Source organism: Caulobacter segnis, assembly GCF_019931575.1.
Lineage (GTDB): Bacteria > Pseudomonadota > Alphaproteobacteria > Caulobacterales > Caulobacteraceae > Caulobacter > Caulobacter segnis_C.
In genome coordinates this window covers 3,239,592-3,260,243 of record NZ_CP082923.1, presented here as the reverse complement: position 1 = coordinate 3,260,243, position 20,652 = coordinate 3,239,592, and the positions used below count along the sequence as shown (strand labels likewise).

General features: G+C 69.3%; 22 protein-coding genes. 11 read left to right on the top strand and 11 right to left on the bottom strand.

All coding sequences use genetic code 11. The features are described 5' to 3' along the window. Window positions 1-74: 74 nt before the first annotated feature. Together K8940_RS15010 and K8940_RS15005 are read left to right on the top strand one after the other, a co-directional pair. Window positions 75-2,417, top strand: coding sequence for a methyl-accepting chemotaxis protein (locus K8940_RS15010; protein WP_223390787.1), 2,343 nt, complete (start codon window positions 75-77; stop codon window positions 2,415-2,417). Window positions 2,418-2,541: 124 nt separating this feature from the next. Further along, window positions 2,542-3,504, top strand: a complete 963-nt coding sequence (locus K8940_RS15005; RefSeq protein ID WP_223390786.1) for a glucokinase — start codon at window positions 2,542-2,544, stop codon at window positions 3,502-3,504. Window positions 3,505-3,540: 36 nt separating this feature from the next. Here K8940_RS15005 and K8940_RS15000 read toward each other — a convergent pair whose 3' ends face one another. Next, window positions 3,541-4,755, bottom strand: a complete 1,215-nt coding sequence (locus K8940_RS15000) for a hypothetical protein (RefSeq protein ID WP_223390785.1) — start codon at window positions 4,753-4,755, stop codon at window positions 3,541-3,543. A gap of 138 nt (window positions 4,756-4,893) precedes the next feature. Here K8940_RS15000 and K8940_RS14995 point away from each other — a divergent pair, with 138 nt between their 5' ends. From K8940_RS14995 to K8940_RS14985, 3 genes are all read left to right on the top strand, one after another. Then, entirely contained in the window at window positions 4,894-5,388 is a 495-nt protein-coding gene (locus K8940_RS14995; RefSeq protein ID WP_223390784.1) for a GAF domain-containing protein, read from the top strand. Window positions 5,389-5,474: 86 nt separating this feature from the next. Then, complete coding sequence (locus tag K8940_RS14990) at window positions 5,475-5,999, top strand: flavin reductase family protein (protein WP_223390783.1); 525 nt, start codon at window positions 5,475-5,477, stop codon at window positions 5,997-5,999. 5 nt (window positions 6,000-6,004) lie between these two features. Then, the gene (locus K8940_RS14985; RefSeq protein ID WP_223390782.1) at window positions 6,005-6,973 is read left to right on the top strand and encodes a M15 family metallopeptidase; all 969 of its coding nucleotides are present in this window, start codon (window positions 6,005-6,007) and stop codon (window positions 6,971-6,973) included. Here the strand turns inward: K8940_RS14985 and K8940_RS14980 are convergent. The 6 genes from K8940_RS14980 to K8940_RS14955 all read right to left on the bottom strand — a co-directional run bounded on the left by K8940_RS14980 (window position 6,970) and on the right by K8940_RS14955 (window position 11,255). Further along, the gene (locus K8940_RS14980; protein ID WP_223390781.1) at window positions 6,970-7,383 is read right to left on the bottom strand and encodes a hypothetical protein; all 414 of its coding nucleotides are present in this window, start codon (window positions 7,381-7,383) and stop codon (window positions 6,970-6,972) included. The two genes, K8940_RS14985 and K8940_RS14980, sit on opposite strands and share 4 nt — an antisense overlap. A 98-nt stretch (window positions 7,384-7,481) precedes the next feature. Next, entirely contained in the window at window positions 7,482-8,195 is a 714-nt protein-coding gene (locus K8940_RS14975; RefSeq protein ID WP_223390779.1) for a DUF72 domain-containing protein, read from the bottom strand. Between the two features lie 45 nt (window positions 8,196-8,240). Next, the gene (locus tag K8940_RS14970; RefSeq protein WP_223390777.1) at window positions 8,241-8,966 is read right to left on the bottom strand and encodes an endonuclease III domain-containing protein; all 726 of its coding nucleotides are present in this window, start codon (window positions 8,964-8,966) and stop codon (window positions 8,241-8,243) included. Between the two features lie 80 nt (window positions 8,967-9,046). Further along, window positions 9,047-9,607 (bottom strand): NUDIX hydrolase, encoded by a 561-nt coding sequence (locus tag K8940_RS14965; RefSeq protein WP_411675557.1) that lies wholly within the window; start codon window positions 9,605-9,607, stop codon window positions 9,047-9,049. Continuing rightward, entirely contained in the window at window positions 9,604-10,605 is a 1,002-nt protein-coding gene (locus K8940_RS14960; RefSeq protein ID WP_223390775.1) for an inorganic phosphate transporter, read from the bottom strand. The genes K8940_RS14965 and K8940_RS14960 overlap by 4 nt, the downstream gene beginning before the upstream one ends. A 5-nt stretch (window positions 10,606-10,610) precedes the next feature. Continuing rightward, window positions 10,611-11,255, bottom strand: a complete 645-nt coding sequence (locus tag K8940_RS14955) for a DUF47 domain-containing protein (RefSeq protein ID WP_223390774.1) — start codon at window positions 11,253-11,255, stop codon at window positions 10,611-10,613. A 177-nt stretch (window positions 11,256-11,432) separates the two neighbouring features. Here K8940_RS14955 and K8940_RS14950 point away from each other — a divergent pair, with 177 nt between their 5' ends. Genes K8940_RS14950 through upp form a run of 3 tightly spaced genes read left to right on the top strand, consistent with a single transcriptional unit; the run spans window position 11,433 to window position 14,766 of the window. Next, window positions 11,433-11,897: a (2Fe-2S)-binding protein gene (locus K8940_RS14950; RefSeq protein ID WP_223390773.1), complete on the top strand. Its 465-nt coding sequence runs from the start codon at window positions 11,433-11,435 to the stop codon at window positions 11,895-11,897. Window positions 11,898-11,899: 2 nt separating this feature from the next. After that, complete coding sequence (locus K8940_RS14945; protein WP_223390771.1) at window positions 11,900-14,083, top strand: xanthine dehydrogenase family protein molybdopterin-binding subunit; 2,184 nt, start codon at window positions 11,900-11,902, stop codon at window positions 14,081-14,083. Window positions 14,084-14,136: 53 nt separating this feature from the next. Beyond that, window positions 14,137-14,766: a uracil phosphoribosyltransferase gene (gene upp / locus K8940_RS14940; RefSeq protein WP_223390770.1), complete on the top strand. Its 630-nt coding sequence runs from the start codon at window positions 14,137-14,139 to the stop codon at window positions 14,764-14,766. A gap of 10 nt (window positions 14,767-14,776) precedes the next feature. On the opposite strand, the gene K8940_RS14935 is transcribed toward upp, so the two are convergent. After that, window positions 14,777-15,010: a CsbD family protein gene (locus tag K8940_RS14935; RefSeq protein WP_223390769.1), complete on the bottom strand. Its 234-nt coding sequence runs from the start codon at window positions 15,008-15,010 to the stop codon at window positions 14,777-14,779. A gap of 81 nt (window positions 15,011-15,091) precedes the next feature. After that, window positions 15,092-16,009, bottom strand: coding sequence for a 5'-methylthioadenosine/S-adenosylhomocysteine nucleosidase (locus K8940_RS14930; RefSeq protein ID WP_223390768.1), 918 nt, complete (start codon window positions 16,007-16,009; stop codon window positions 15,092-15,094). Between the two features lie 158 nt (window positions 16,010-16,167). Here K8940_RS14930 and K8940_RS14925 point away from each other — a divergent pair, with 158 nt between their 5' ends. After that, window positions 16,168-18,204, top strand: a complete 2,037-nt coding sequence (locus K8940_RS14925) for an ATP-binding protein (protein WP_223390767.1) — start codon at window positions 16,168-16,170, stop codon at window positions 18,202-18,204. Between the two features lie 7 nt (window positions 18,205-18,211). On the opposite strand, the gene K8940_RS14920 is transcribed toward K8940_RS14925, so the two are convergent. Then, window positions 18,212-19,489 (bottom strand): metal-dependent hydrolase family protein, encoded by a 1,278-nt coding sequence (locus K8940_RS14920; protein WP_223390766.1) that lies wholly within the window; start codon window positions 19,487-19,489, stop codon window positions 18,212-18,214. A 45-nt stretch (window positions 19,490-19,534) separates the two neighbouring features. Continuing rightward, complete coding sequence (locus K8940_RS14915; RefSeq protein WP_223390765.1) at window positions 19,535-19,972, bottom strand: acetyltransferase; 438 nt, start codon at window positions 19,970-19,972, stop codon at window positions 19,535-19,537. Window positions 19,973-20,137: 165 nt separating this feature from the next. Between K8940_RS14915 and K8940_RS23865 the strand changes: the two genes are divergently transcribed. After that, window positions 20,138-20,269, top strand: coding sequence for a hypothetical protein (locus tag K8940_RS23865; RefSeq protein ID WP_263285777.1), 132 nt, complete (start codon window positions 20,138-20,140; stop codon window positions 20,267-20,269). Window positions 20,270-20,406: 137 nt separating this feature from the next. Next, window positions 20,407-20,592 carry an MbeD/MobD family mobilization/exclusion protein gene (locus tag K8940_RS14910; RefSeq protein WP_223390764.1) on the top strand — a complete coding sequence of 62 codons (186 nt, stop codon included), beginning with the start codon at window positions 20,407-20,409 and terminating at the stop codon, window positions 20,590-20,592. Window positions 20,593-20,652 lie beyond the last annotated feature (60 nt).

Below are 20,652 nucleotides of genomic sequence, written 5' to 3'. Positions count from 1 at the left end.
AGTTAACGAGCGCTTTAGGATTCGGCCGCGAAGACATGGTTAACAGCCATCCTCGTGGCCGGAGACCTCCTGAAATGCCAGCGTTCCGCCGTTTGACCATCGCCTGGAAACTGATCCTGGTGGCGGGCCTGGCGATCGGCCTCCTGTTGATCGGGGCGGCGGTGGCGGTGTCGTCGCACACCAGCGCAATCGTCTCGGGCCTGACCAACCGCTACGCCGGCGCGGTGGCCGATGACGCGATCCAGAGCGTCCAGGCCGACATCGGCAAGGTGCAGTCGACCGCGCGGGCCATGGCCGTCTCGATCGGCGCCGCCCACGAGGCCGGCATGACCGACCGCGCGACAGTGGTCGGCATGCTCAAGCCCAACGCCGAGTCCTCGGACATGGTCCTGGGCAGCTGGTTCATGGGCAAGGACTTCGACGGCAAGGACGCCGAGTTCGCCGGCAAGACCGAGACGGGCTCCAACAAGATCGGCGCCTTCACCCCGTACTGGGTGCACGACGGCGACAAGGTGATCTTCGAGCCGCTGAACGGCGTGGATGACTTCGCCGAGGCCTATTTCACGATCCCGCAGCAGACCGGCAAGGCGGCGGTCGTCGAGCCCTATCCCTACACGGTGGCCGGCAAGTCGGTGCTGATGACCTCGGTCGTCTATCCGGTGACCTCGCACGGGCGCTTCATCGGCGTGGCCGGCCTCGACATGGCCCTGGACAGCGTCTCCAGGAAGCTGGGCACCCTGAAGCCGCTGGGCGGTGGCCGGGTGATGATGCTGTCGTCGACGGGCAAGTGGGTCGCCCATCCCGACGCGGCCAAGCGCATGCAGCCCTATGCCGACGCTGGCGCCGACCAAGTGCCGGGCGTGCTGGCCGGCGGCGAGGCCGTCGAGGTTAAGGGCGTGATCGCTGATGGCGTCCCGATGGCCCGCATCATCCGTCCTGTGCCGATGCCGGCCCTGAACACCACCTGGGCCCTCGTGATGGACGTGCCGGTGGCCGCCATCACCGGCCCGGCCGACCGCCTGGCCCGGATCCTGTTCATCGGCGGCCTTGTCATCACCGCCGCCGTGCTGGCCGCGCTGTTCTTCGCCAGCGCCGCGCTGGTCAAGACGCCGCTGAACGGCCTGACCCGCAGCGTCGACAAGCTCAGCGCCGGTCGCTACGACGAGGCCGTCCCGGGCGTTGAGGGCGGCGACGAGATCGGCGCCATCGCCCGCGCCCTCGACGGCTTCCGCCACGACTTGGCCGACGGCCAGCGCCGCCGGGCCGAGCAGGAGGCCGAACGCGCCGTGGCCGAGGCCGAGCGCCGGCGTCACGAGCAGGAGGCGCAGGCCTTCGCCGCCGCCCAGGCCAAGGCCGTCTCCGCGCTCGGCGAGGGTATGGAGCGTCTGGCCGACGGCGACCTGATCTGGCGCATGGGCGAGGACGACTTCCAGGGCGACGCGGTCAAGATGCCGCGCGACTTCAACGCCGCCGTCGAGAGCCTGCAGGCGACCATGGCCGGCATCCTGACCGCCGCCCGCAGCATCCGCGGCGGCTGCGCCGAGATCAGCAGCGCCTCAGACGACCTCGCGCAACGCACGGAACGCCAGGCCGCGGGCCTGGAGCAGACCGCCGCCGCCCTCGACCAGCTCACCGCCACGGTCAAGCGCAGCTCGGAAGGCGCCGAGCGGGCCCGTCAGGTGACGATCAGCGCCAAGGCCGCCGCCGAACGCAGCGGCGCGGTGGTCAAGGAGGCCGTCCAGGCCATGGGCGGCATCGAGAAGTCCTCGCGGTCGATCACCCAGATCATCGGCGTCATCGACGAGATCGCTTTCCAGACCAACCTCCTGGCCCTGAACGCGGGCGTCGAGGCGGCGCGGGCTGGGGACGCCGGTCGTGGCTTCGCCGTCGTCGCCCAGGAGGTCCGGGCCCTGGCCCAGCGCTCGGCCGACGCGGCCAAGGAGATCAAGGGCCTGATCAGCGCGTCGACCGACCAGGTCGGCAAGGGCGTCAAGCTGGTGGGCGAGACCGGCGAGACCCTGGAGCAGATCCTCACCCAGGTGGCCGAGATCAACGATCTGGTCGGCGAGATCGCCGCCTCGTCCAAGGAGCAGGCCGTGGGCCTGGCCGAGGTGAACCAGGCCGTCAACCAGATGGACCAGGTCACCCAGCAGAACGCCGCCATGGTCGAGCAGTCGACCGCCGCCAGCCATGCCCTCTCCACCGAGGCCGCCGAGCTGGAGCGCCTGATCGGCCGCTTCCAGGTCGGGGTGGTGGTCCACGAGATACCCGCGCGCGTCGAGCGCCGCCCGGCGGCCCCCGCGTCGCGTCCGGCGGCGGCCCCGACCCGGGAGAGCTTCCGTCAGCGGTACGTGCAGGGCGGCGCCGCGCTGAAGGTGCAGCCCGGATCGCGTCCGGGCGAGTGGCAGGAGTTCTGAGGCCGGGGCTGCGACGCCGCGCCCCATTGGCCGATGGCGCGTCTTTGCGGAGACTCCTACTGTGCGACGCGCGACCGTGCGCGCCGCGTGTCCGCCTGGCGTCGACGATTGGGGAGATCAAGTCATGACCGACCCGAGAGACCAGATCCCGCACATACTGCTGGCGGACGTGAACGGCCTGCGCGCGAGCATCGCGTTGGTCGAACGCGGCGGGACGCCGACGGACGTCAAGACGGTGGACTGCGCCAGCCAGGACGAGCTCATCGCGCTCCTGGTCAAGCTCCGCGACGGCTTCGACGGGCCGGTCCTTGGCGTCGGCGTCGCCGCGCCGGGCCCCAACCTGGACGGCGTCATCCAGCTGACCCACTCGCCCATGCGACTGGAAGCCGACGTCATCGCCGAGCGACTGGATCTGCACCGTCTGCATCTGGTCAACAATTTCACCGCCAGGGCGATGGCCGTGCCGCTGCTGGACGGGCCGGCCCTGGAGCAGATCGGCGGCGGCGCGCCGCATCGCGACGCCCCGGCCGGCGCCATCGGCCCCTCCGAGGGCGGTGTCGGCATGTCCATTCTCAATCCGGACGGCTTCGTCGGCTGGATGGCCGCGGCGGCCGAGGGCGGCCACGTGGACCTTGCGGCGGCCAACGCCCGTGAGGCCGAGGTGATCGGCGTGCTGCGCGACATGCACGGCCATGTCTCGACCGAGCACGTCCTGTCCGGGCAGGGAGTTCTGGACGTCGCCTACGCGCTGTCGGTCCTGGCCGGCGCGCCGGCGCGGCCCATCGACATGGCGGCGCTGCTGGCGGCGGCGCGTCAGGGAGATCCGATCGCGCGCGAAACCTTCGCCCTGGTCTCAGGCTGGCTGGGCGCGGTGTCCGGCAACTTGGTCCTGATGGCCGGTGCGCGCAGCGGGGTCTACATCATCAGCGCGACGGTGCTGTCCTGGGCCGAGATGCTGGATCGGGCGCTCGTGCGCGAACGCTTCGAGGCCAAGGGACGGATGGCCGCCTATCTGCGGGACGTGCCGCTCTACCTCGTCAACGAACCCAATTGCGGCCTGTTGGGCCTGACCGCCTTCTTCAACTGAACGCCCGGTCGATCGTGGTCCGGAGCCGAGGTCGGCTCAGGTGCGATAGGGCAGGTTGAGGGCCGGACAGGCGACCTCTCCGGCCGGGACGGCGGCGAGCGGGGCCACCATCGGACCGCTGAGGAATGGCGCCTTCAGGCGACGGCACAGGTCCAGCTCCTTCAGGCTGTTGACCATCGCCACGCCCTGCCAGGTGCGCTTGGCGCGATAGACCTCGGGATCCTTGAGAAAGCGGGTGATCGCCGCCAGGCGCGCGCGTTCGTCCGCGCCCTCCAGGACGAGGGTGATGCTGTTCACCACCCCGGCCGGCAGGCTTTCGATCCGGAAGCCCGGATCGCGCACATGCAGGTCGATCAGCGAGAAATAGGGGCTCAGGAAGTTCCGGATCTGGCCGATCGCGCCGTAGGACGGCTCGCGCGGGACATCGTGGACGCTGGCCGCCATCCGGGGACGCAGCCCGCGCGGCAGCTTTTCGATGCGCGACCGGTACTGCTCGCGCACCGACGGCTTGATCAGGGACGAGAAGCAGAACGGTAGGAACATGTAGCCCGGGCGCGGGTGCGCCATCTGCTCCCGCGCGGCGTCCAGGCAGGCCAGGTCGCGGGCGGTCACGTCGGCGTCCTCGATCGCGCCGAAGGACAGGTCGTCCCAGGCCATCCGCCAGTCGACGCCGCTGCCGACGAAGCGTTCCTTGTTCAGATAGTAGATACCCCACCAGCCGGTATTGGGCTTGGGCGCGTCCAGAAGGTCGTTGATGTCGCCCGGCGGCGGCTCGGGCTCGATCGCGGCCAGCTCCTCTGCCGGCGGCGCGCCTTCCAGCGGACCGCCTGGCGGCTTGATGCTGGTCACGGTGCTCGGGGTGATCCTGCAGACGCGACCGGCGAACGCGCCGTCGTCCACGCCGGCCAGCAGGGCCTTGAGCGCGTCGCCATGCATACTGGCGAACCGCATGACGTCGGTCTGGTCGCCCTCGAACATCAGCAGCGCGATTTCGCCGTCGCCCCTGTCGCCGAACATCTTGATCTGCAGGTCCCGCGCCATGGCTTGCAGTTCGTGCGCATCCAGCCGCGTGGCGCGCGGATCGGCCAGGACGAAGGAATAGGGCGCGACCAGGCCATAGCGCCTGGGCCAGGCCCAGGCGGTTTCCAGGTAGGCGCTGGCGACCTTGGCCACGAGCGCGGCCATGGCTTCGGAACTGGCGAACCGCAGGTCCTCGCCGACGAATACCTTCAGGCAGGCGATCGCTGTCATGCCCGTAGGATGGCGATTTTACTGACTAAAATCCATTACGAGTACGGCCGTGGCGGCGCGACCAGGCGTCGCAAGGTCAACGGGCTCCCGTCATACGAAACCCCTCGCATCCGCCGCGCGGCGCGCTATATCCCCGCCATGGCCGAAGCATTCAACGACCTCACCCTCTCCGCCGACAAGGCGACCCGCTATGCCGAGGTCGCCGACGAGATCGCGTCCGTGCTGGACGGCGAGGGCAATGTCACCGCCCGCATGGCGACAGTGGCCTCGATGCTGGCCAACAGCTTCGATCATTATTTCTGGACCGGCTTCTACGTCGTCGATCCCGCCAAGGAACGCGAGCTGGTGGTCGGGCCCTACCAGGGCACGCTGGGCTGCCTGCGCATCGCCTATGGCCGCGGGGTCTGCGGGACGGCGGCGGCGACGGGCGAGACGCAGCTGGTGCCGGACGTCCACGCCTTCCCGGGCCACATCGCCTGCGACGGCCGCTCGCAGAGCGAGATCGTGGTCCCGGTGTTCGGCCCCGACGGCCAGCTGATCGCGGTGTTCGACGTCGATTCCGACAAGCCGGCCGCGTTCGACGAGACCGACCAAGAGTGGCTGGAGAAGATCCTCAAGGCGACCTTCGCTTAGGCCATGCCCATCGGTCGGGCGTTTTACTTGATCAACTTCAAGCCTGGTTCTTGCCGACCGCTCGGCTTTGCCCCACTGCTTAGACAATGAGTAAGGCGGTTACGATCGAACTGGGGGAGGGCGCCGAGCATGACGCCCGGGCCCTGCGCAACGCGTTCGGGTGTTTCACGACGGGGGTGACGGTGGTCACCACCGTCTGCGAGGACGGCCGCAAGGTCGGGCTGACGGCGAACTCCTTCACCTCGGTGTCGCTGAAACCGCCGCTGGCCCTGATCTGCGTGGACCTGAAGTCCAGCAGCCTGCCGTGGCTGGACGCCGCCGGACGCTTCGCCGTCAACGTGCTGCACGCCGACCACCAGCAGCTGGCCCGCCAGTTCGTGCAGAAGGACACCGACCGCTTCGCCGGCATCGAGACCGAGACCTGGCGCACGGGCGTGCCGATCCTGCCCAACTGCATGGCCAATTTCGAGTGCGAGACACATCACGTCTTCGACGCCGGCGACCACCGGGTCTATGTCGGACGGGTGGTGAAGCTGCGCTACGACCCGGACCACGAGCCGCTCGTCTATCTGCAGGGCCGGTTCCGCCGGGTGCATGTCGACGCGGAGTAGGCGCGATGAGAGGCCTGGTTCGACGATCCTTCCTGGTTCTCGCCGCCGCCTTCGCGGCGCGACCGGCCTTCGCCCAGTCCAGGGCGGGGTGGGCGGCCATCGGCCAGTACGGCGACAAGGCCGCGCCCTTCACCGTCTTCGAGCAGGATGAGGCGCTGTATGTCGACGGGGAGGGGTTCAAGTCGGCCCGCCTGACGCCTTTGGGCGCCGATCGCTACGCCATCGGGGGCGGCGGCGAGCTGGCGCTGGAAAAGGGCGCGGTGCACCTGAACGGCAAGACCCTGGCCTTCCACGATTTCGGGGCCGAGACCCAGGCGGCGATCCACAAGGCCGTCCGCGCCGATCCGGCCGCCCTGCGCCAGCGGGCCCTGGCCGCGACGCCGCCGGTCGAGACCGAGCCGCGCCTGCCGTCCGACCTGGTCGACCTGACGACGATCGATCCGCGCATCAGGCTCGACATCCGCTACGCCGGCGCCAACAACTTCATGGGCATTCCGCTGTACGAGCGCGCCGCCGCCTATTTGCAGCGACCGGCGGCCGAAGCCCTGAGGCGGGCCCAGGCGACGCTGGCGGACAAGGGCTATGGCCTCTTGATCCACGACGCCTACCGGCCCTGGTTCGTCACCTGGATGTTCTGGGAAGCGACCCCGCCCGAGGACCACGCCTTCGTCGCCGACCCGGCCAAGGGCTCGCGACACAATCGCGGCTGCGCGGTGGACCTGACCCTTTACGCCCTGAAGACCGGCGAACCGGTCGAGATGCCCAGCCGCTACGACGAGTTCTCGTTCCGAGCCTATGCCGACTTCATCGGCGGCACGACCAGGCAGCGGGCCCTGCGCCAGATCCTGCGCGACGCCATGGTCGCCGAGGGCTTCGAGGTCTATCCCGAGGAGTGGTGGCACTTCGACTACAAGGACTGGCGCGGCTATCCGATCGGGACCCGGACCTTCACGCAACTCGCCAAGGCCGGCTAGGCGATCCAGGCGAACTCGACGACCGCCCAGCCGTAGGAGCGGATCCGCCAGCGGTCGCCCTCCCGCACCTGCACGAAAGTCCAGCCCCCTAGCTCCTTGAACGGCGCGCCGTCGCGCACGCCGCTCCAGCGGGTCGGCAGGGTGAAGTGGACGATGTCGCCGGTGACGCCGAAATCCTGCGGCCGCTCGAACGTGTGCCGCAGCTCGTTGATCGCCCCGACATGCTTGGCCATCGTCGCGCGCCATTGGGCCAGGCCGGCCTGGCCCTGGAAGACATGCGGCGGGAAGTTCTCCAGGATGGTGACGTCGCCGTCCGAGAAGACGCCGTCCAGCAGGGCCTCGTCGCCGGTCTCCAGGAAGCGGGCGAGGGCCTCGGGGCCGTCCATCATGGTGGGGTCGAAAGCGGACATGAGCGTTTCCTAGGGTGTCATCCCGCAAGCGCGTAGCGCTATCCGCGACCCGGGGGCAAGCGCGACGCGGCGACCCTGGGGCCGGGCGCTCGGCTTCGCTAAGGCCGGGATGACACGATGGCTTTCACCGCCAGCGCGTCCCGCGTCGCCGCGCCGAACTTGGTGTTGTCGAAGACGCACCAGGTCTCGCTCTCCTGAGCCAGCCGCGCCGCCAGGCGCTCCAGCGTCTGTGGCGGATAGGCGCTCTCGTAAATCACCGGCGAGCCGTGCCAGCGGCGATAGGTCAGGCCGCGCCAACCGCCGGGCTCGGCCGCCTCCGGAACGACCGCCGGGTCGGCGGCGACGCGCGCGATCCGGAAGTCCGCCAGCATCCGTTCCGGCTGGTCGGCGAACCAGCTGGCGTGTCTCGGCTCCAGCACGGTCGGCGCCTCGGTGCGGCCGCGCCAGGTTTCCAGGAAGACCGCGACCCGCTCGACCTCGAACCTCAGGCTGGGCGGCAGTTGCACCAGCAGCGGCCCGCGCTTGCCGCCGAGGCCGTCGGTCTCGTCCAGGAAACGCGCCAGCAGGTCATCGACGGCCGTCAGCCTTCGCTCGTGGGTGATCGTCTGCGGGACCTTCACCGCGAAGCGGAAATCCGCCGGCGTGCTGGCCGCCCAGCGTTCATAGGTCTTGCGCTGATGCGGCCGGTAGAAGGACGAGTTGATCTCGACGCCGTCGAACCGCGCGGCGTAGCGCTCCAGCCCCGAGCCCTCGACGGGGAAGTCGAGGTCGCGCGGAAAGCCCCAGCCGGCCGTGGCGATGCGGATGGTCATGCTCCGATCAGCGCACGAATGTGTGTCAGGTTCAGTCGCCCAAGCCTATCCACGCGGCCGCCAGGCCAGGACATCGGCGCTGTGGCCGACGCCGGCCTTGGCGCACATCGCCTTCACCGGGCACGCCCCGCATCGGGGCCCCTCGTGCGGGCACAGCATCTGGCCCAGGCCGCGCTTCATCAGCCAGTGCAGCTCGAACAGGTCGTCGGCGGTCCACGCGTCCGGCGCCAGGCCCATCAGGGTGTGATAGGTCTGGGTCGCATCGCCCGCGCCGACCAGGCCGATGCGCTTGGCGACGCGGTGGACGTGGGTGTCGACCACCAGGGCCCGCATGGCCAGGTCGCTGAAGTTCAGCACGCACGCGGCGACCTTGACCCCGACGCCGGGCAGGGCCTGCAGCTCCCAACGCGCCTGGTCGACCTCCAGGCCCTTCAGGTGGCTCAGCGACAGCCAGCCGACCTTGTCCTGGATCATCTTCAGCGCGGTGGTCAGGTGGCGGGCCTTGTCGCCCGGGAAGGTGACATCGTCGATGATCCGCGCCACGGCCGCGACCGGGGCGCTGGCCAGGTCCTCCCAGCTCCTGAAATCGGCCCGCAGGCGCAGGAAGGCGCCCCACGAGACGGCGTCCTGGGTGCGGCCGCTGATCGACGACTTCACCAGCTGTGAGATCGGATCCATCCGCGTCACGGGCCGCTGCGGGCCGAATTCGCAGAGCAGGGCGTCGCGCACGCTTTCCAGCGGGGATCGGGCCAGGCCTAGGGACAGCTGCATGGGATCTCGCCGCGCCGGAACATAATGAGAACATTATGCGCGCGACGAGGACTTGTCCACAGGTCTCGTTCGGTCAGGGATCAGGGGCGGTAGCGGCCCCACAGCGCCGTCACGCGGCGGCGCAGGCGCTGGAAGGCCACGCGCACCGGCGTGGGGGCCAGGTGAGGCGAGGGGCGCTCCTCCTCGGGCAGGTCGACGCCGGCGAAGCGGGCGATCAGGTCACGCAGGTCCGGCTCCTGGACGGCCAGGGCGGCCTCGACGGGGGCCATCCATTCCAGGGTGCGCTGGCCCTTCTCGGGCCAGCTGGCGTGCTCGCCGGTGACCCGCAGCGGGAAGACGTCGACCTTCACCAGCCGCGCCGCGCCGCTCTTCATTTTCTTGAGGTACTCGTACTCGCCGACCGGCGTCTCGGCTATGACGCCGTCCAGGCCGGCTTCCTCATAGGCTTCCTGGGCGGCGGCGGCGAAGTCGGTCTTGTCCTTCATCGGCCAGCCCTTGGGGATCACCCAGCGGCGGGTCTCGCGGGAGGAGACGAGCAGGATGCGCAAGGCCTCGCCTTCGCCCCGCCACGGCAGGGCGGCGACCTGGCGGCGCTTGCCGCCGGACTTGCGTCCCTCCTGCTTTCCCCCCGTCTCGGTCACTTCATCCAGAATCCCAGGTAGTAGAACAGCGCCGCCGTGAGAGCCGCCGCCGGCAAGGTGACGATCCAGGCGATGACGATGTCCTTGGCCACGCCCCAGCGCACCGCCGAGACCCGGCGCGAAGCGCCGACGCCGACAATAGCGCCCGTGATCGTGTGAGTCGTCGAGACCGGAACGCCCACATGGGTGGCCAAAAACAGCGTGATCGCCCCGCCGGTCTCCGCGCAGAAGCCCTGCATCGGGGTCAGGCGGGTGATCTTGCTGCCCATGGTGTGGACGATGCGCCAGCCGCCGAACAGCGTGCCCAGGCCCATGGCGGTCTGGCAGGCCAGCACCACCCAGAACGGGATGTGGCCCGGCTGGTCGGTGGCGCCGTGGGCGAACAGCAGGGCGGCGATGATGCCCATGGTCTTCTGCGCGTCGTTGCCGCCGTGCCCCAGGCTGTACATCGCCGCCGAGACGAACTGCAGCTTGCGGAACACCCGGTCGGCGAAGAACGGCGAGCTCTTCACGAAGGTCCACGAGACGATCAGCACCAGAACGAGGGCCAGCAGGAAGCCCATGGTCGGCGAGACCACGATGCCGGCGGCGGTCTTGCCGAGGCCGGCCCACTGGATGGCGCCGATGCCGCCGACCTTGGCGATGGCCGCGCCCACCAAGCCGCCGATCAGGGCGTGCGAGCTGGACGAGGGGATGCCCGCCCACCAGGTCAGCAGGTTCCAGCTGATCGCGCCCATCAGCGCCGCGAAGATCAGGCGGTCGCTGATCACGTGCGGGTCGACGATGCCCGAGCCGACCATCTTGGCCACGTGCAGGCCGAAGAACAGGAAGGCGATGAAGTTGAAGAACGCCGCCCAGATCACCGCCCAGCGGGCGGACAGCACCCGGGTGGAGACGATCGTGGCGATCGAGTTGGCGGCGTCGTGCAGGCCGTTCAGGAAGTCGAACGCCAGGGCGACGAAGACCAGGAAGACCAGGATCAGGAGCGTGGGGTCCACGGTGATCAGACCTGTTCGACGACGATGCCGCTGATGCGGTTGGCGACGTCCTCGAAGCGGTCCATGACCTTCTCGAGGTGGCTGTAGATGTCGACGCCGATCACGAAGGCCATCGGGTCGGCCGTGCGGTGGGCCAGGAACAGGTCCTTGCGGCCCTGGTCGTACATGTGGTCGGACTGCTCCTCGATCTGGGTGATCTTCACCGCGATCTCGCTGAGCTTGTGCGCGTTCAGCCGCATCTTGGGCAGCAGGCCGACGGCTTCCTCGGTCAGCTTGGCGGCCTCGACGATGATGCGCGTCATCTCGCGCATCTGCGGCTCGAAGGTCTTGACCTCGAACAGGCTGACCACCTTGGCGGTCTTGCGCATCTGATCGATGGCGTCGTCCAGCGAGGTGGTCAGGTCCTGGATGTCGCTACGGTCGAACGGGGTGATGAAGCTGCGGCGCACGGCGACCATCACCTGGCGGGTGACCTCGTCGGCCTCCTCCTCGTGCTGGTAGACCCGGGCGCTGGCGGCCTCCACCGCGTCGCCGCCGGCGGTCATGTCGTGCAGCGCCTTCGCGCCCGCGACCAGTGTCCGCGCATGGGCGGAGAACAGGTCGAAGAAGGCGTCTTCCTTCGGCATGACGGCCTTGAACAAGCCCAGCATCAGCGTCTTTCCTTGCTGCGAAATGGCGTTTGTCCGTAAACGGATCGCGCGCGGCGCACCGGAACCACGGAAGGATTTGCCCGTCAAATCCTATCTGTGAAAGTTATGTGACACCGTCTCGCGCGAACGGCGACGTTAGGGCAGGATGGCGCAACCTCTGGGTATGGGAGCGGCGTCATGGCCTTCACGCTGACCGTCAACGGCGAAACCAGGACAGCGGACGTCGATGGCGACACGCCGCTGCTGTGGGTGTTGCGCGACACGCTGGGTCTGGTGGGGGCCAAGTTCGGCTGCGGCGCGGCCCTGTGCGGGGCCTGCACGGTGCACCTGGACGGTGCGCCGGTCCGCGCCTGCGTCACGCCCGTCACCCGTGTGGGCAAGAAGAAGGTCACCACCATCGAGGGCGTCGGCAAGACGCCGGTCGGCGCCAAGGTGCAGGAGGCCTGGAAGGCGATCGACGTGCCCCAGTGCGGCTACTGCCAGGCCGGTCAGATCATGTCGGCCACGGCCCTGCTGACCGCCAAGCCCAAGCCGACCGACGCGGATATCGACGCGGCGATGAACGGCAACCTGTGCCGCTGCGCCACCTACATCCGTATCCGGAAGGCCATCAAGGTCGCCTCCGGCCAGGCGGAGGCTTGATCATGGACGGCGAGATCCTGCGCGACCCGACCCGCCGCTTCGTGCTGAAGAGCGGCGCCGCCACCGGCGGCGGCCTGCTGCTCAGCTTCACCATGGCGACCGAGGGGGGCGCCGCGGGCGCGACCCAGGTCAACGCGCCCCAAATCAACGCGTATGTCCGCATCGCACCGGACGGCAAGCTCACTATTGCTTCAAAGGTCCCGGAAGTGGGGCAGGGGATCAAGACCTCGCTGCCGATGCTGATCGCCGAGGAGCTGGACGTCGACTGGTCGGCCGTGACGGTCGAGCAGGCCATCGCCGACAGCAAGGTCTATGGCCGCCAGGTGGCCGGCGGCAGCATGGCCACCACGCTGGAATATGACGGCCTGCGCCGCGTCGGGGCCACGGTCCGGGCGCTGCTGATCCAGGCCGCCGCGACGCGCTGGAGCGTCCCGGTCGAGAGCTGCTCGACCGAGCGGGGCTTCGTGATCTCGGGCAGCCGCCGCGCCGCCTATGGCGAACTGGCCGAGGACGCCGCCAAGCTGACGCCGCCCGATCCCAAGACCCTGGTCCTGAAGGACCCCAAGGCCTTCCGGATCATCGGCCAGAGCCACAAGAGCCAGAACCTCGACGCCATCACCACGGGCCAGCCGCTGTACGGTATCGACACCCGCGTTCCAGGCATGCTGTTCGCGACCTTTGCAAAAGCCCCGGTCTTCGGGGCCAAGGTCGCCTCGGTCGACCTGGCGCCGGCCAAGGCGGTCAAGGGCGTAAAGGACGCCTTCGTGATCGAGGGCGGGACCAGCCTTCAGGGCCTGCTGCCCGGCGTGGCGGTGGTGGCGACCAGCTGGTGGGCGGCGCGCAAGGGGCGCGAGGCCCTGGACATCAAGTGGGCCGACCACCCCACCTCGGCCCAGAGCAGCGCGGCCTTCGCCGCCAAGGCCGCTGAGCTGGCCAAGGGGCCGCCGCAGCGGGTCGACCGGGCCGACGGCGACGTCGACGGGGCCCTGAAGGGCGCGGCCAAGACGGTGGAGGCGACCTACAGCTATCCCTTCATCGCCCACGCGCCGCTGGAGCCGCAGAACTGCACCGCCCTGGTCAAGGACGGGAAGGTCGAGATCTGGGCCCCGACCCAGAACCCCGAGCCCGGCCGCAAGCTGGTCGCCGCCGCCCTGAACGTGCCCGAGGACGCGATCACCATTCACCTGATCCGTGGCGGCGGCGGGTTCGGTCGGCGGCTGAACAACGACTACATGGTCGAGGCCGCCGCCATCGCCGCCAAGGCCGGTGCGCCGGTCCAACTGATCTGGACGCGCGAGGACGACATCCAGCACGACTTCTACCGCCCCGGCGGCTGGCACAATCTGACGGCCGGCCTGGACGCCTCGGGCAAGCTGGTCGCCTGGAACGATCACTTCGTCAGCTTCGGCGAGGGGAACGGCTTCGCGCCTAGCGCCGGCTTCAACGCCACTCAGTTCCCGTGCCGGGCCGTCGACAACTATCGAGTCCAGGTGTCGGTGATGCCGTTGGGCGCGCCGACCGGGCCGCTGCGGGCGCCGGGCAACAACGCGTTCGGCTTCGTCCTGCAGAGCTTCACCGACGAGGTCGCCATCGCCGCCGGCAAGGATCCGGTGGCCTTCCGCCGAGACCTGCTGGGCGAGCCGCGCCTTCTGGGGGCGGCCAGCGAGCGCGACAGCTTCCACACCGGCCGCATGCGCGGGGCGCTGGACCTCGTCGCCGAGAAATCCGGCTGGGGCCGCAAACTGCCCAGGGGTTCGGGCCTGGGCGTGGCCTGCCACTACAGCCACATGGGCTATGTGGCGGTGGTCGTGCAGGTGACCGTCAAGGACGGCGCGATCAAGGTCGACAAGGCCTGGGCCGCCGTCGACTGCGGACGCCAGATCATCAACCCCAAGGGCGCCGAGCAGCAGGTCCAGGGCTCGGTGCTCGACGCGATCGGCGCGGCGCTGCACCAGCAGATCACCTTCGAGGGCGGGGCGACGACCCAGAGCAATTTCGGCGACTTCCCGCTGCTCCGCATGGCCGACGCCTTCGACGTCGAGGTTCACTTCAAGCTGTCGGACAACAACCCGACGGGCCTGGGCGAGCCGGCCTATCCGCCCGCGCCGGCGGCGCTGTGCAACGCCATCTTCGCCGCCACCGGCAAACGCATCCGATCCCTGCCGGTCGGCGACCAACTGGCTTGATTTCGAGGGGGCGTGCTAGGAGCGTGACGGTACGCTCCCAGCAAGGCTCTTCCATGTCCCAGGTCACCGTCGTCAGCCACCCGCTCGTCCAGCACAAGCTGACCAAGATGCGGGACAAGCAGACCTCGACGAAGACCTTCCGCGCCCTGATGCGCGAGGTCGCGACCCTGATCTGCTACGAGATCACCCGCGACCTGCCGATGGATCCGGTCCAGATCGAGACCCCCGTCGCCCCGACCACGGCCTACGAGATCGCCGGCAAGAAGCTGGTCTTCGCTCCGATCCTGCGGGCGGGCCTGGGCATGTGCGAGGGGATGCTGGACCTGGTCCCGTCGGCCCGCGTGGCCCACATCGGCCTCTATCGCGACCACGATACGCTCGAGGCGGTCGAGTACTACTTCAAGGCGCCCGAGGACATCGCCGGCCGCCTGGTGATCGTCGTCGACCCGATGCTGGCCACCGGCCACTCGGCCATCGCCGCCATCTCGCGCCTGAAGCACTACGGCGTCACCAACCTGCGCTTCGTCTGCCTGCTGGCGGCGCAGCCCGGCGTCGACGCCCTGCGCGAGGCCCATCCGGACGTGCCGATCTGGACGGCGGCGGTCGACGCCAAGCTGAACGAGCATGGCTATATCGTGCCGGGCCTGGGCGACGCGGGCGACCGGACCTTCGGGACGCGGTAAGCGGTCGCGGCTACTTCTTGGCGTCCTTGACCGCGTCCTTCAGGTCGCCCTGCTTGATGTTGCCGGCGACCTTGTCCTTCTTGCCTTCGCTCTTCAGGTCCTTGTCGCCGACGATCTTGCCCACGCCGGACTCGACCTTGCCGACGGTCTCCTGCTTGCGGCCGGCTTCCTTGTCGCAGGCGCTCAGGCTGGTCAGCGCGATCGTGGCGGTTAGGGTCAGGACGAGGGGACGCAGCAGGTTCATGGTCTAGGGCTCCGATACCGCGAGGCGATGAGCGCCTCCTGGCTGCCTGAAACGCAAACGGAGCCGTAAGCGATCCGGCGCCTAGTTCGGCAGCGCCTTCACGAAGGCCTTCACCACCGTTGCGGAGTTGTCCGAGGCCAGGGCCATGAAGGTGTGCATCTCGTTGGCGCCCGCGCCGCCGCCGGCCAGGTCCGAGAGGCTGCGGAAGGCGATGAACGGGGTCTTGCTGACCAGGGCCACATGGGCGACGGCGGCGCTTTCCATGTCGACCACGCGGGCCTCGAACGTGGCGCGCAGGTATTTGCGATAGGCGGCGTTGTCCAGGAACACTGGGGCGGATACGCCGTTGCCGCCGACCACCACCTTCGGCGGATGGACTAGGCACTTGTCGGCGGCGCAGCGCTGCAGGGCGACCTGCGCAGCGACCTCGCGGGCGGTGTCCAGCAGGGCCGGATCGGCCGGGAACCAGACGCGGGCCGGCGCGCCCAGGGCGTCGCCCGGCATGTGGATGCCGCGCGGGAAGATCATGCCGAAATTGGCCAGTTGCGCAGTGCGGATGCTGGGCGCGAGCTCGAAGCCCTTGTCGGTCTCGCGGGCGAAGGCGCTTTCCAGGTTCTGGGCCCACTGGTCGGCGACCACGACGTCGCCGATATCCAGGCGCTCGTCGACGCCGCCGGCGATGCCGGAGAAAACGATGCGGGTGATGTTGAAGCGATCCAGGGCCATCTGGGTGGTCATGGCCGCGTTGACCATCGACACGCCGCTCAGGAACACCACGACTGGCTTGCCCTCCAACTGGCCGGTCATGAACGTCACCCCGTTCACGTCGAAGGTCTTCTGCTGGCTGGTCGCCGCGTTCAGGGCGACGATCTCGGGCGGGAAGGCTGAGATGACCGCGACGCGGGGCGTCTCGTCCAGGCGCTGGGCCCAGGCCGGCGAACCGAAGAGGGGAGAGGCGATCAGGCACAGCAGGGCCAGGACGAGGGCGGGCAGGCGCATGGCGACTCCTTGGAACGGCGAGCTCTGCTTATCCGCCGCGCGGCGCGGACCCAAGGGCCATGCGCATACGGCGCGCCGAGTTTTGCTTTGTGATCAAGGTCGCATCCGAGACGCCTGTTAATTGCTAAGACAGACGTGACCGGCAGTATGGACGAAAGATGGACGACCGCCCCGAACCTCGACCAGGCCCGAGCCGCTTAGGCGAGCTGGCGGCCGCGCTCGGGCTGGGGCTGGCGGTCTTCGCCCTGGCCTATGTCTGCATCGAGCTGCCCCGGCGCCTGGGTCACAGCGCGCCGATCTGGCTGTCCAACGCGGTGGTGCTGACCGTCCTCTTGCGCACGGAGACGCGTCGCTGGCCGCTCCTGGTCGTCGCGGCGGCGACCGGAACCTTCCTGGCCAGCTTCTGCCTGCGGGCCAAGCCGGGCCTGGCCGGCGGCCTGATGCTCGCCAACGCCGCCGAATATGTCTTCTGCGCCTGGGCGTTGCGTCGGACGGTGGGGCGGGAGATCGCGATTGGCCGGCCCCGAGACCTTGGCCTGCTGGCCCTGTTCGCGGTCTGCGGCCCGCTGATCTCGGGCGTGATCTCCACCGCCACCTTCGCCGTCCTGGGCGTGGACAGCCTGTGGCTGCGGGCGATGAGCTGGATCCTGTCCAACGCCCTGGGCCTGATGGCCTTGGTTCCATGCCTCCTGGCGTTGAGCCAAGCGCGGGAACTGCTGGCCGAACGGCCCCTGACTCGCCGAGGATGGCTGGCCTTGGCTGCGCTGGGCGCGACCGCCCTGCTGGTGTTCGGTCAGAACCGCTATCCGCTGCTGTTCCTGCTGCCGCCTGTCCTGGCCTTCGTGGCCCTGGAGCTGGAAGTGCTTGGCGCGGCGGTCGGCGTGGTCATTGTGGGCGCCGTGGCGGTGGTGTTCACGGCGTTTGGCTCGGGACCAATCGGCCTGGTCAGCGGCGACCTGACCGAGCGCGCGCTGTTCCTGCAGCTGTTCCTGGTCGTCGCGATCTTCTCCGCCCTGCCGCTGGCCTCGACCAGCGCCCAGCGCCGCCGCCTCAAGCTCGAGGCCGAGGCGGCCGCGCACGTGAAGGCCGAGTTCCTGGCCAATATGAGCCACGAGCTGCGTACGCCCCTGACCGCCATGCTGGGCTTCACCCAGCTGGTCGAGCGGCAGCCCGAGCTCAGCGCCGAGACCCGGGCCTACGTCCAGCGCGTGGCTAACGCCGGCAAGGCCCTGCGCGCGACCGTCAACGACATCCTGGATTTTTCCAAGCTCGAGGCGGGGCAGGTCGAGATCAAGCCGCAGGCGATGTCGCCCGCCGAGCTTACCCGCGAGACCGTCGAACTGTTCACCGCCCAGGCGCGCGACAAGGGCGTGGCGCTGCGGAGCGTGGGCCTGGGCGACCTGCCGCCACTGGTCGAGGCCGACCCCGACCGCTTGCGCCAAATCCTGCTGAACCTGATCGGCAACGCGGTGAAGTTCACCGACCACGGCGCGGTGATCGTCGCCACGCGTTTCGAGACCCGCGGCTCGCGCCTGGTGTTCGAGGTTTCCGACACCGGGCCGGGAATCGCCGCCGAGCAGTCCGGCCAGCTGTTCCAGCGCTTCTCACAGGTCGACGGCGGCTCGACCCGCCGGTCCGGCGGTACGGGGCTGGGCCTGGCCATCTGCAAGGGATTGGTCGAGGCCATGGGCGGCGAGGTCGGGGTCGAGAGCACGCCCGGCGCCGGCTCGCGCTTCTGGTTCGAGGTTCCGGCCTCCCCCGTCGAGGCCCCGGCGGTCGAGGAGGAGGACCAAACGGCGGTCGGCCTGCCGCCGGGCTGCCGGGTGCTGATCGTGGACGACAACGCCGCCAATCGGCATCTGGTCCGCGCCATTCTGACGCCGTTCGAGGTCGATCTGACCGAGGCGTCCGACGGCGACGAAGGCGTGGTCGAGGCCGAGGCGCGCGCCTTCGACATCATCCTGATGGACCTGCGCATGCCGCGCGTCGACGGAAGAACGGCCACCCTTCGTATCCGCCAGGGGCGGGGGCCCAACCGGACGCGGCCGATCCTGGCCTTCTCGGCCGACGCGTCCGCCGTGCCGGTCGACGACCTGTTCGCCGGACACGTGGCCAAGCCTCTGTCCGCGCTGGGATTGATCGCGGCCATGGCGACGGCGATCGCCGACGGGGAACCCCGGCCAGAGCCGGTCTGATCCGCCGTCAGGGACGCCGGACGACCTGGCCGCCCTTCATCACGAAGACCACGTCGCGGGTCGCTTCGATCGCCTGGGTCGGGTCGCCCTTCACCGCGACGATGTCGGCCAGGTAGCCGGGCCTCAGCTGGCCCAGGTCGCCCGCGCGGCCCAGCACCTTGGCGTCGACCGCCGTCGCGGCCAGCAGGGCCTGGGCCGGGGTCAGGCCTTCCTTGACCAGCCAGACCAGTTCGCGGGCGTTGTCGCCGTGCCGAAAGACCCCGACGTCGCTGCCCATGCCGATGGTGACGCCGTTCTTCACGGCCAGCTTGAAGGCCCGCTCGGCGTTGGTCATCGCGGCCGTCGGCGGCGTCTTGCCGGCGACATAGCCGCCGAAATAGGTCGAGGTGCTCTCGACCGCCGTCAGGGTGGGGAAGAAGACGACGCCCTTCTCGGCCATCAGCTTGAAGGTGGCGTCGGATCCGCCGTAGCCGTGCTCGATGGTGTCGACCCCGGCCAGCACCGCCCGGCGCATGCCCTCGTCGCTGGAGGCGTGGGCCGAGACCGGCCGGCCGCTGGAATGGGCCGCCTCGACCAGGGCCTTCAGCTCCTCGAGACTGAAGGTCGGCTGGGTGGAGCCGTCCGGACCCACCCGATAATCCGCATAGACCTTGATCCAATCGGCGCCCGCGCCGGCCTGCTCGCGCACGGCCTTGATCACCTCGGGGACGCCGCTCGCCTCCTGGGCGCCCTGGGGCAGGTCGGCCTCGGGATTGTAGTTCTTGCGGGCCGGGCCATACGAGCCGGTGGCCACGATGGCCTTGGTCGCCACGAACAGGCGCGGACCCGGGATCAGGCCGTCGTTGATGGCCTTCTTCAGCGGGACGTCCGCCGCGCCGACTCCTTCGGTGCCCAGGTCGCGCAGGGTGGTGAAGCCGGCCTCCAGCGTCGCCTTGGCCTGCACCGCCGCGCGCAGGGTGCGGTAGGTCGGCGTCTCCTTCAGCACCTGATCGTCCCACAGGGTCTCATTGTAGGGATGCAGGAAGAGGTGGCTGTGCAGGTCCATCAGGCCCGGGACCACCGTCGCGCCGGGCAGGGCGACGACCTCGGCGCCGGCCGCGTCGATCTGAGACGCGGGGCCGACGGCGGCGATCTTGCCGTCCTTGACCAGCACGGCCCAGCCTTCGCGCGGCGGGCCGGCGTTCTCGGCTGTCCAGACCCGGTCGGGCTTGAGCAGGATTGGCTGGGCGGCTTCGGCCAGGCCGGGCGCCAGGATCAGGGTCAGGGCGGCAAGAAGACGGCGCATGGGGCGACTCGCGATGGAACGCCGCCAGCTAAGCCGAAAACCGCTTCAGACGCCAAAGCGCAGGTGGATCAGCGGATAGGGGCGGCCTTGGCCGTCGGTCGCCGACCAGCCGGTGCGCTCGAAGCCCATGTGCTCGTAGAAGCCGACAGCCTGCTGGTTCTGTTCGTTGACGTCGGTGGTCAGGACGGGATGAACGGCCAGGGCGTAGTCGATCAGGATCGCGCCAATGCCGGCGCCGCGATGCTCGGGATCGATGAACAGCGCCTGCATGTGGCCGTTGTCGATCAGCATGAAGCCCAGCGGGCGGTCGCGGTCGTCGACGGCCAGCATCAGCGGCGCGCTCGGCAGGAAACCGCGCACCTCGACATCGATCGCCGCCTTGTCCTCGGCCGAGAGGAAATCATGCGTCGCGTCGACCGCGGCGCGCCAGATCTCGACGACGCGTTGGCCGTCCTCGGGCCGGGAAGGGCGGAGTTTGATCATGGGCGGTGACCTAACCCGACGTCGCTTCCCGCGCCAGCCGGTCGGCTATATCGAGGCCCCCCCTGATAAACGCGGCCGTGGCTCCCCATATGAGGCTCAGTCGCCGTCGGAAGCGAACCGCTTCGCGGTCAACGCTTGGGCTTGGCGACGCTTGAGATCTCCCCAATGGACTGGCTCTTCCAGCTTTCCGTCGCCTGCATCCTCGCCGCGGCGCTGATGCTTCCTGTTTTCCGCCTTTTCGTCGTCACACCGAGCCAATCACGGTCGGCCTATCGCCGTTCCAAGGTGGCGCCATGAAAACCTATTCAGGCACGCAGCCTTCGCCGCTTCGGGGGCTGAACGATCCGCGCTCTACCGGCGGCCCTCCGCCGTCGAAGCCGGTCGACACGCTGGCCCGTCGCGGAACCAGGACGTCCTAGCTCAGGGAGATCCGCATGACGGACGACATCGCACGTCTTGAACGCGAGAACGCCTATCTGAAGCAGCGTTGCGCGCAGCTGCAGGGCGACGTCACCGACCTGAGCGCCCAGGTCAGCCGGCTGACCGAACAGCTGGACCATCGCCTGGCGCGCGGAACGACGGTGGGGCCAAACCCGCTGTCGGGCGGCCAAGGCGCCTGAGCGCTGACGACTGAAATTCAGACAATGAAAGGGCCGGGATCATTCCCCGGCCCTTTGCTT

Coding starts and splice junctions, on each gene's coding strand:
- K8940_RS15010 (WP_223390787.1), top strand. CDS start 75: ATGCCAGCGTTCCGCCGTTTGACCATCGCCTGGAAACTGATCCTGGTG.
- K8940_RS15005 (WP_223390786.1), top strand. CDS start 2,542: ATGACCGACCCGAGAGACCAGATCCCGCACATACTGCTGGCGGACGTG.
- K8940_RS15000 (WP_223390785.1), bottom strand. CDS start 4,755: ATGACAGCGATCGCCTGCCTGAAGGTATTCGTCGGCGAGGACCTGCGG.
- K8940_RS14995 (WP_223390784.1), top strand. CDS start 4,894: ATGGCCGAAGCATTCAACGACCTCACCCTCTCCGCCGACAAGGCGACC.
- K8940_RS14990 (WP_223390783.1), top strand. CDS start 5,475: ATGAGTAAGGCGGTTACGATCGAACTGGGGGAGGGCGCCGAGCATGAC.
- K8940_RS14985 (WP_223390782.1), top strand. CDS start 6,005: ATGAGAGGCCTGGTTCGACGATCCTTCCTGGTTCTCGCCGCCGCCTTC.
- K8940_RS14980 (WP_223390781.1), bottom strand. CDS start 7,383: ATGTCCGCTTTCGACCCCACCATGATGGACGGCCCCGAGGCCCTCGCC.
- K8940_RS14975 (WP_223390779.1), bottom strand. CDS start 8,195: ATGACCATCCGCATCGCCACGGCCGGCTGGGGCTTTCCGCGCGACCTC.
- K8940_RS14970 (WP_223390777.1), bottom strand. CDS start 8,966: ATGCAGCTGTCCCTAGGCCTGGCCCGATCCCCGCTGGAAAGCGTGCGC.
- K8940_RS14955 (WP_223390774.1), bottom strand. CDS start 11,255: ATGCTGGGCTTGTTCAAGGCCGTCATGCCGAAGGAAGACGCCTTCTTC.
- K8940_RS14950 (WP_223390773.1), top strand. CDS start 11,433: ATGGCCTTCACGCTGACCGTCAACGGCGAAACCAGGACAGCGGACGTC.
- K8940_RS14945 (WP_223390771.1), top strand. CDS start 11,900: ATGGACGGCGAGATCCTGCGCGACCCGACCCGCCGCTTCGTGCTGAAG.
- upp (WP_223390770.1), top strand. CDS start 14,137: ATGTCCCAGGTCACCGTCGTCAGCCACCCGCTCGTCCAGCACAAGCTG.
- K8940_RS14935 (WP_223390769.1), bottom strand. CDS start 15,010: ATGAACCTGCTGCGTCCCCTCGTCCTGACCCTAACCGCCACGATCGCG.
- K8940_RS14930 (WP_223390768.1), bottom strand. CDS start 16,009: ATGCGCCTGCCCGCCCTCGTCCTGGCCCTGCTGTGCCTGATCGCCTCT.
- K8940_RS14925 (WP_223390767.1), top strand. CDS start 16,168: ATGGACGACCGCCCCGAACCTCGACCAGGCCCGAGCCGCTTAGGCGAG.
- K8940_RS14920 (WP_223390766.1), bottom strand. CDS start 19,489: ATGCGCCGTCTTCTTGCCGCCCTGACCCTGATCCTGGCGCCCGGCCTG.
- K8940_RS14915 (WP_223390765.1), bottom strand. CDS start 19,972: ATGATCAAACTCCGCCCTTCCCGGCCCGAGGACGGCCAACGCGTCGTC.
- K8940_RS23865 (WP_263285777.1), top strand. CDS start 20,138: ATGGACTGGCTCTTCCAGCTTTCCGTCGCCTGCATCCTCGCCGCGGCG.
- K8940_RS14910 (WP_223390764.1), top strand. CDS start 20,407: ATGACGGACGACATCGCACGTCTTGAACGCGAGAACGCCTATCTGAAG.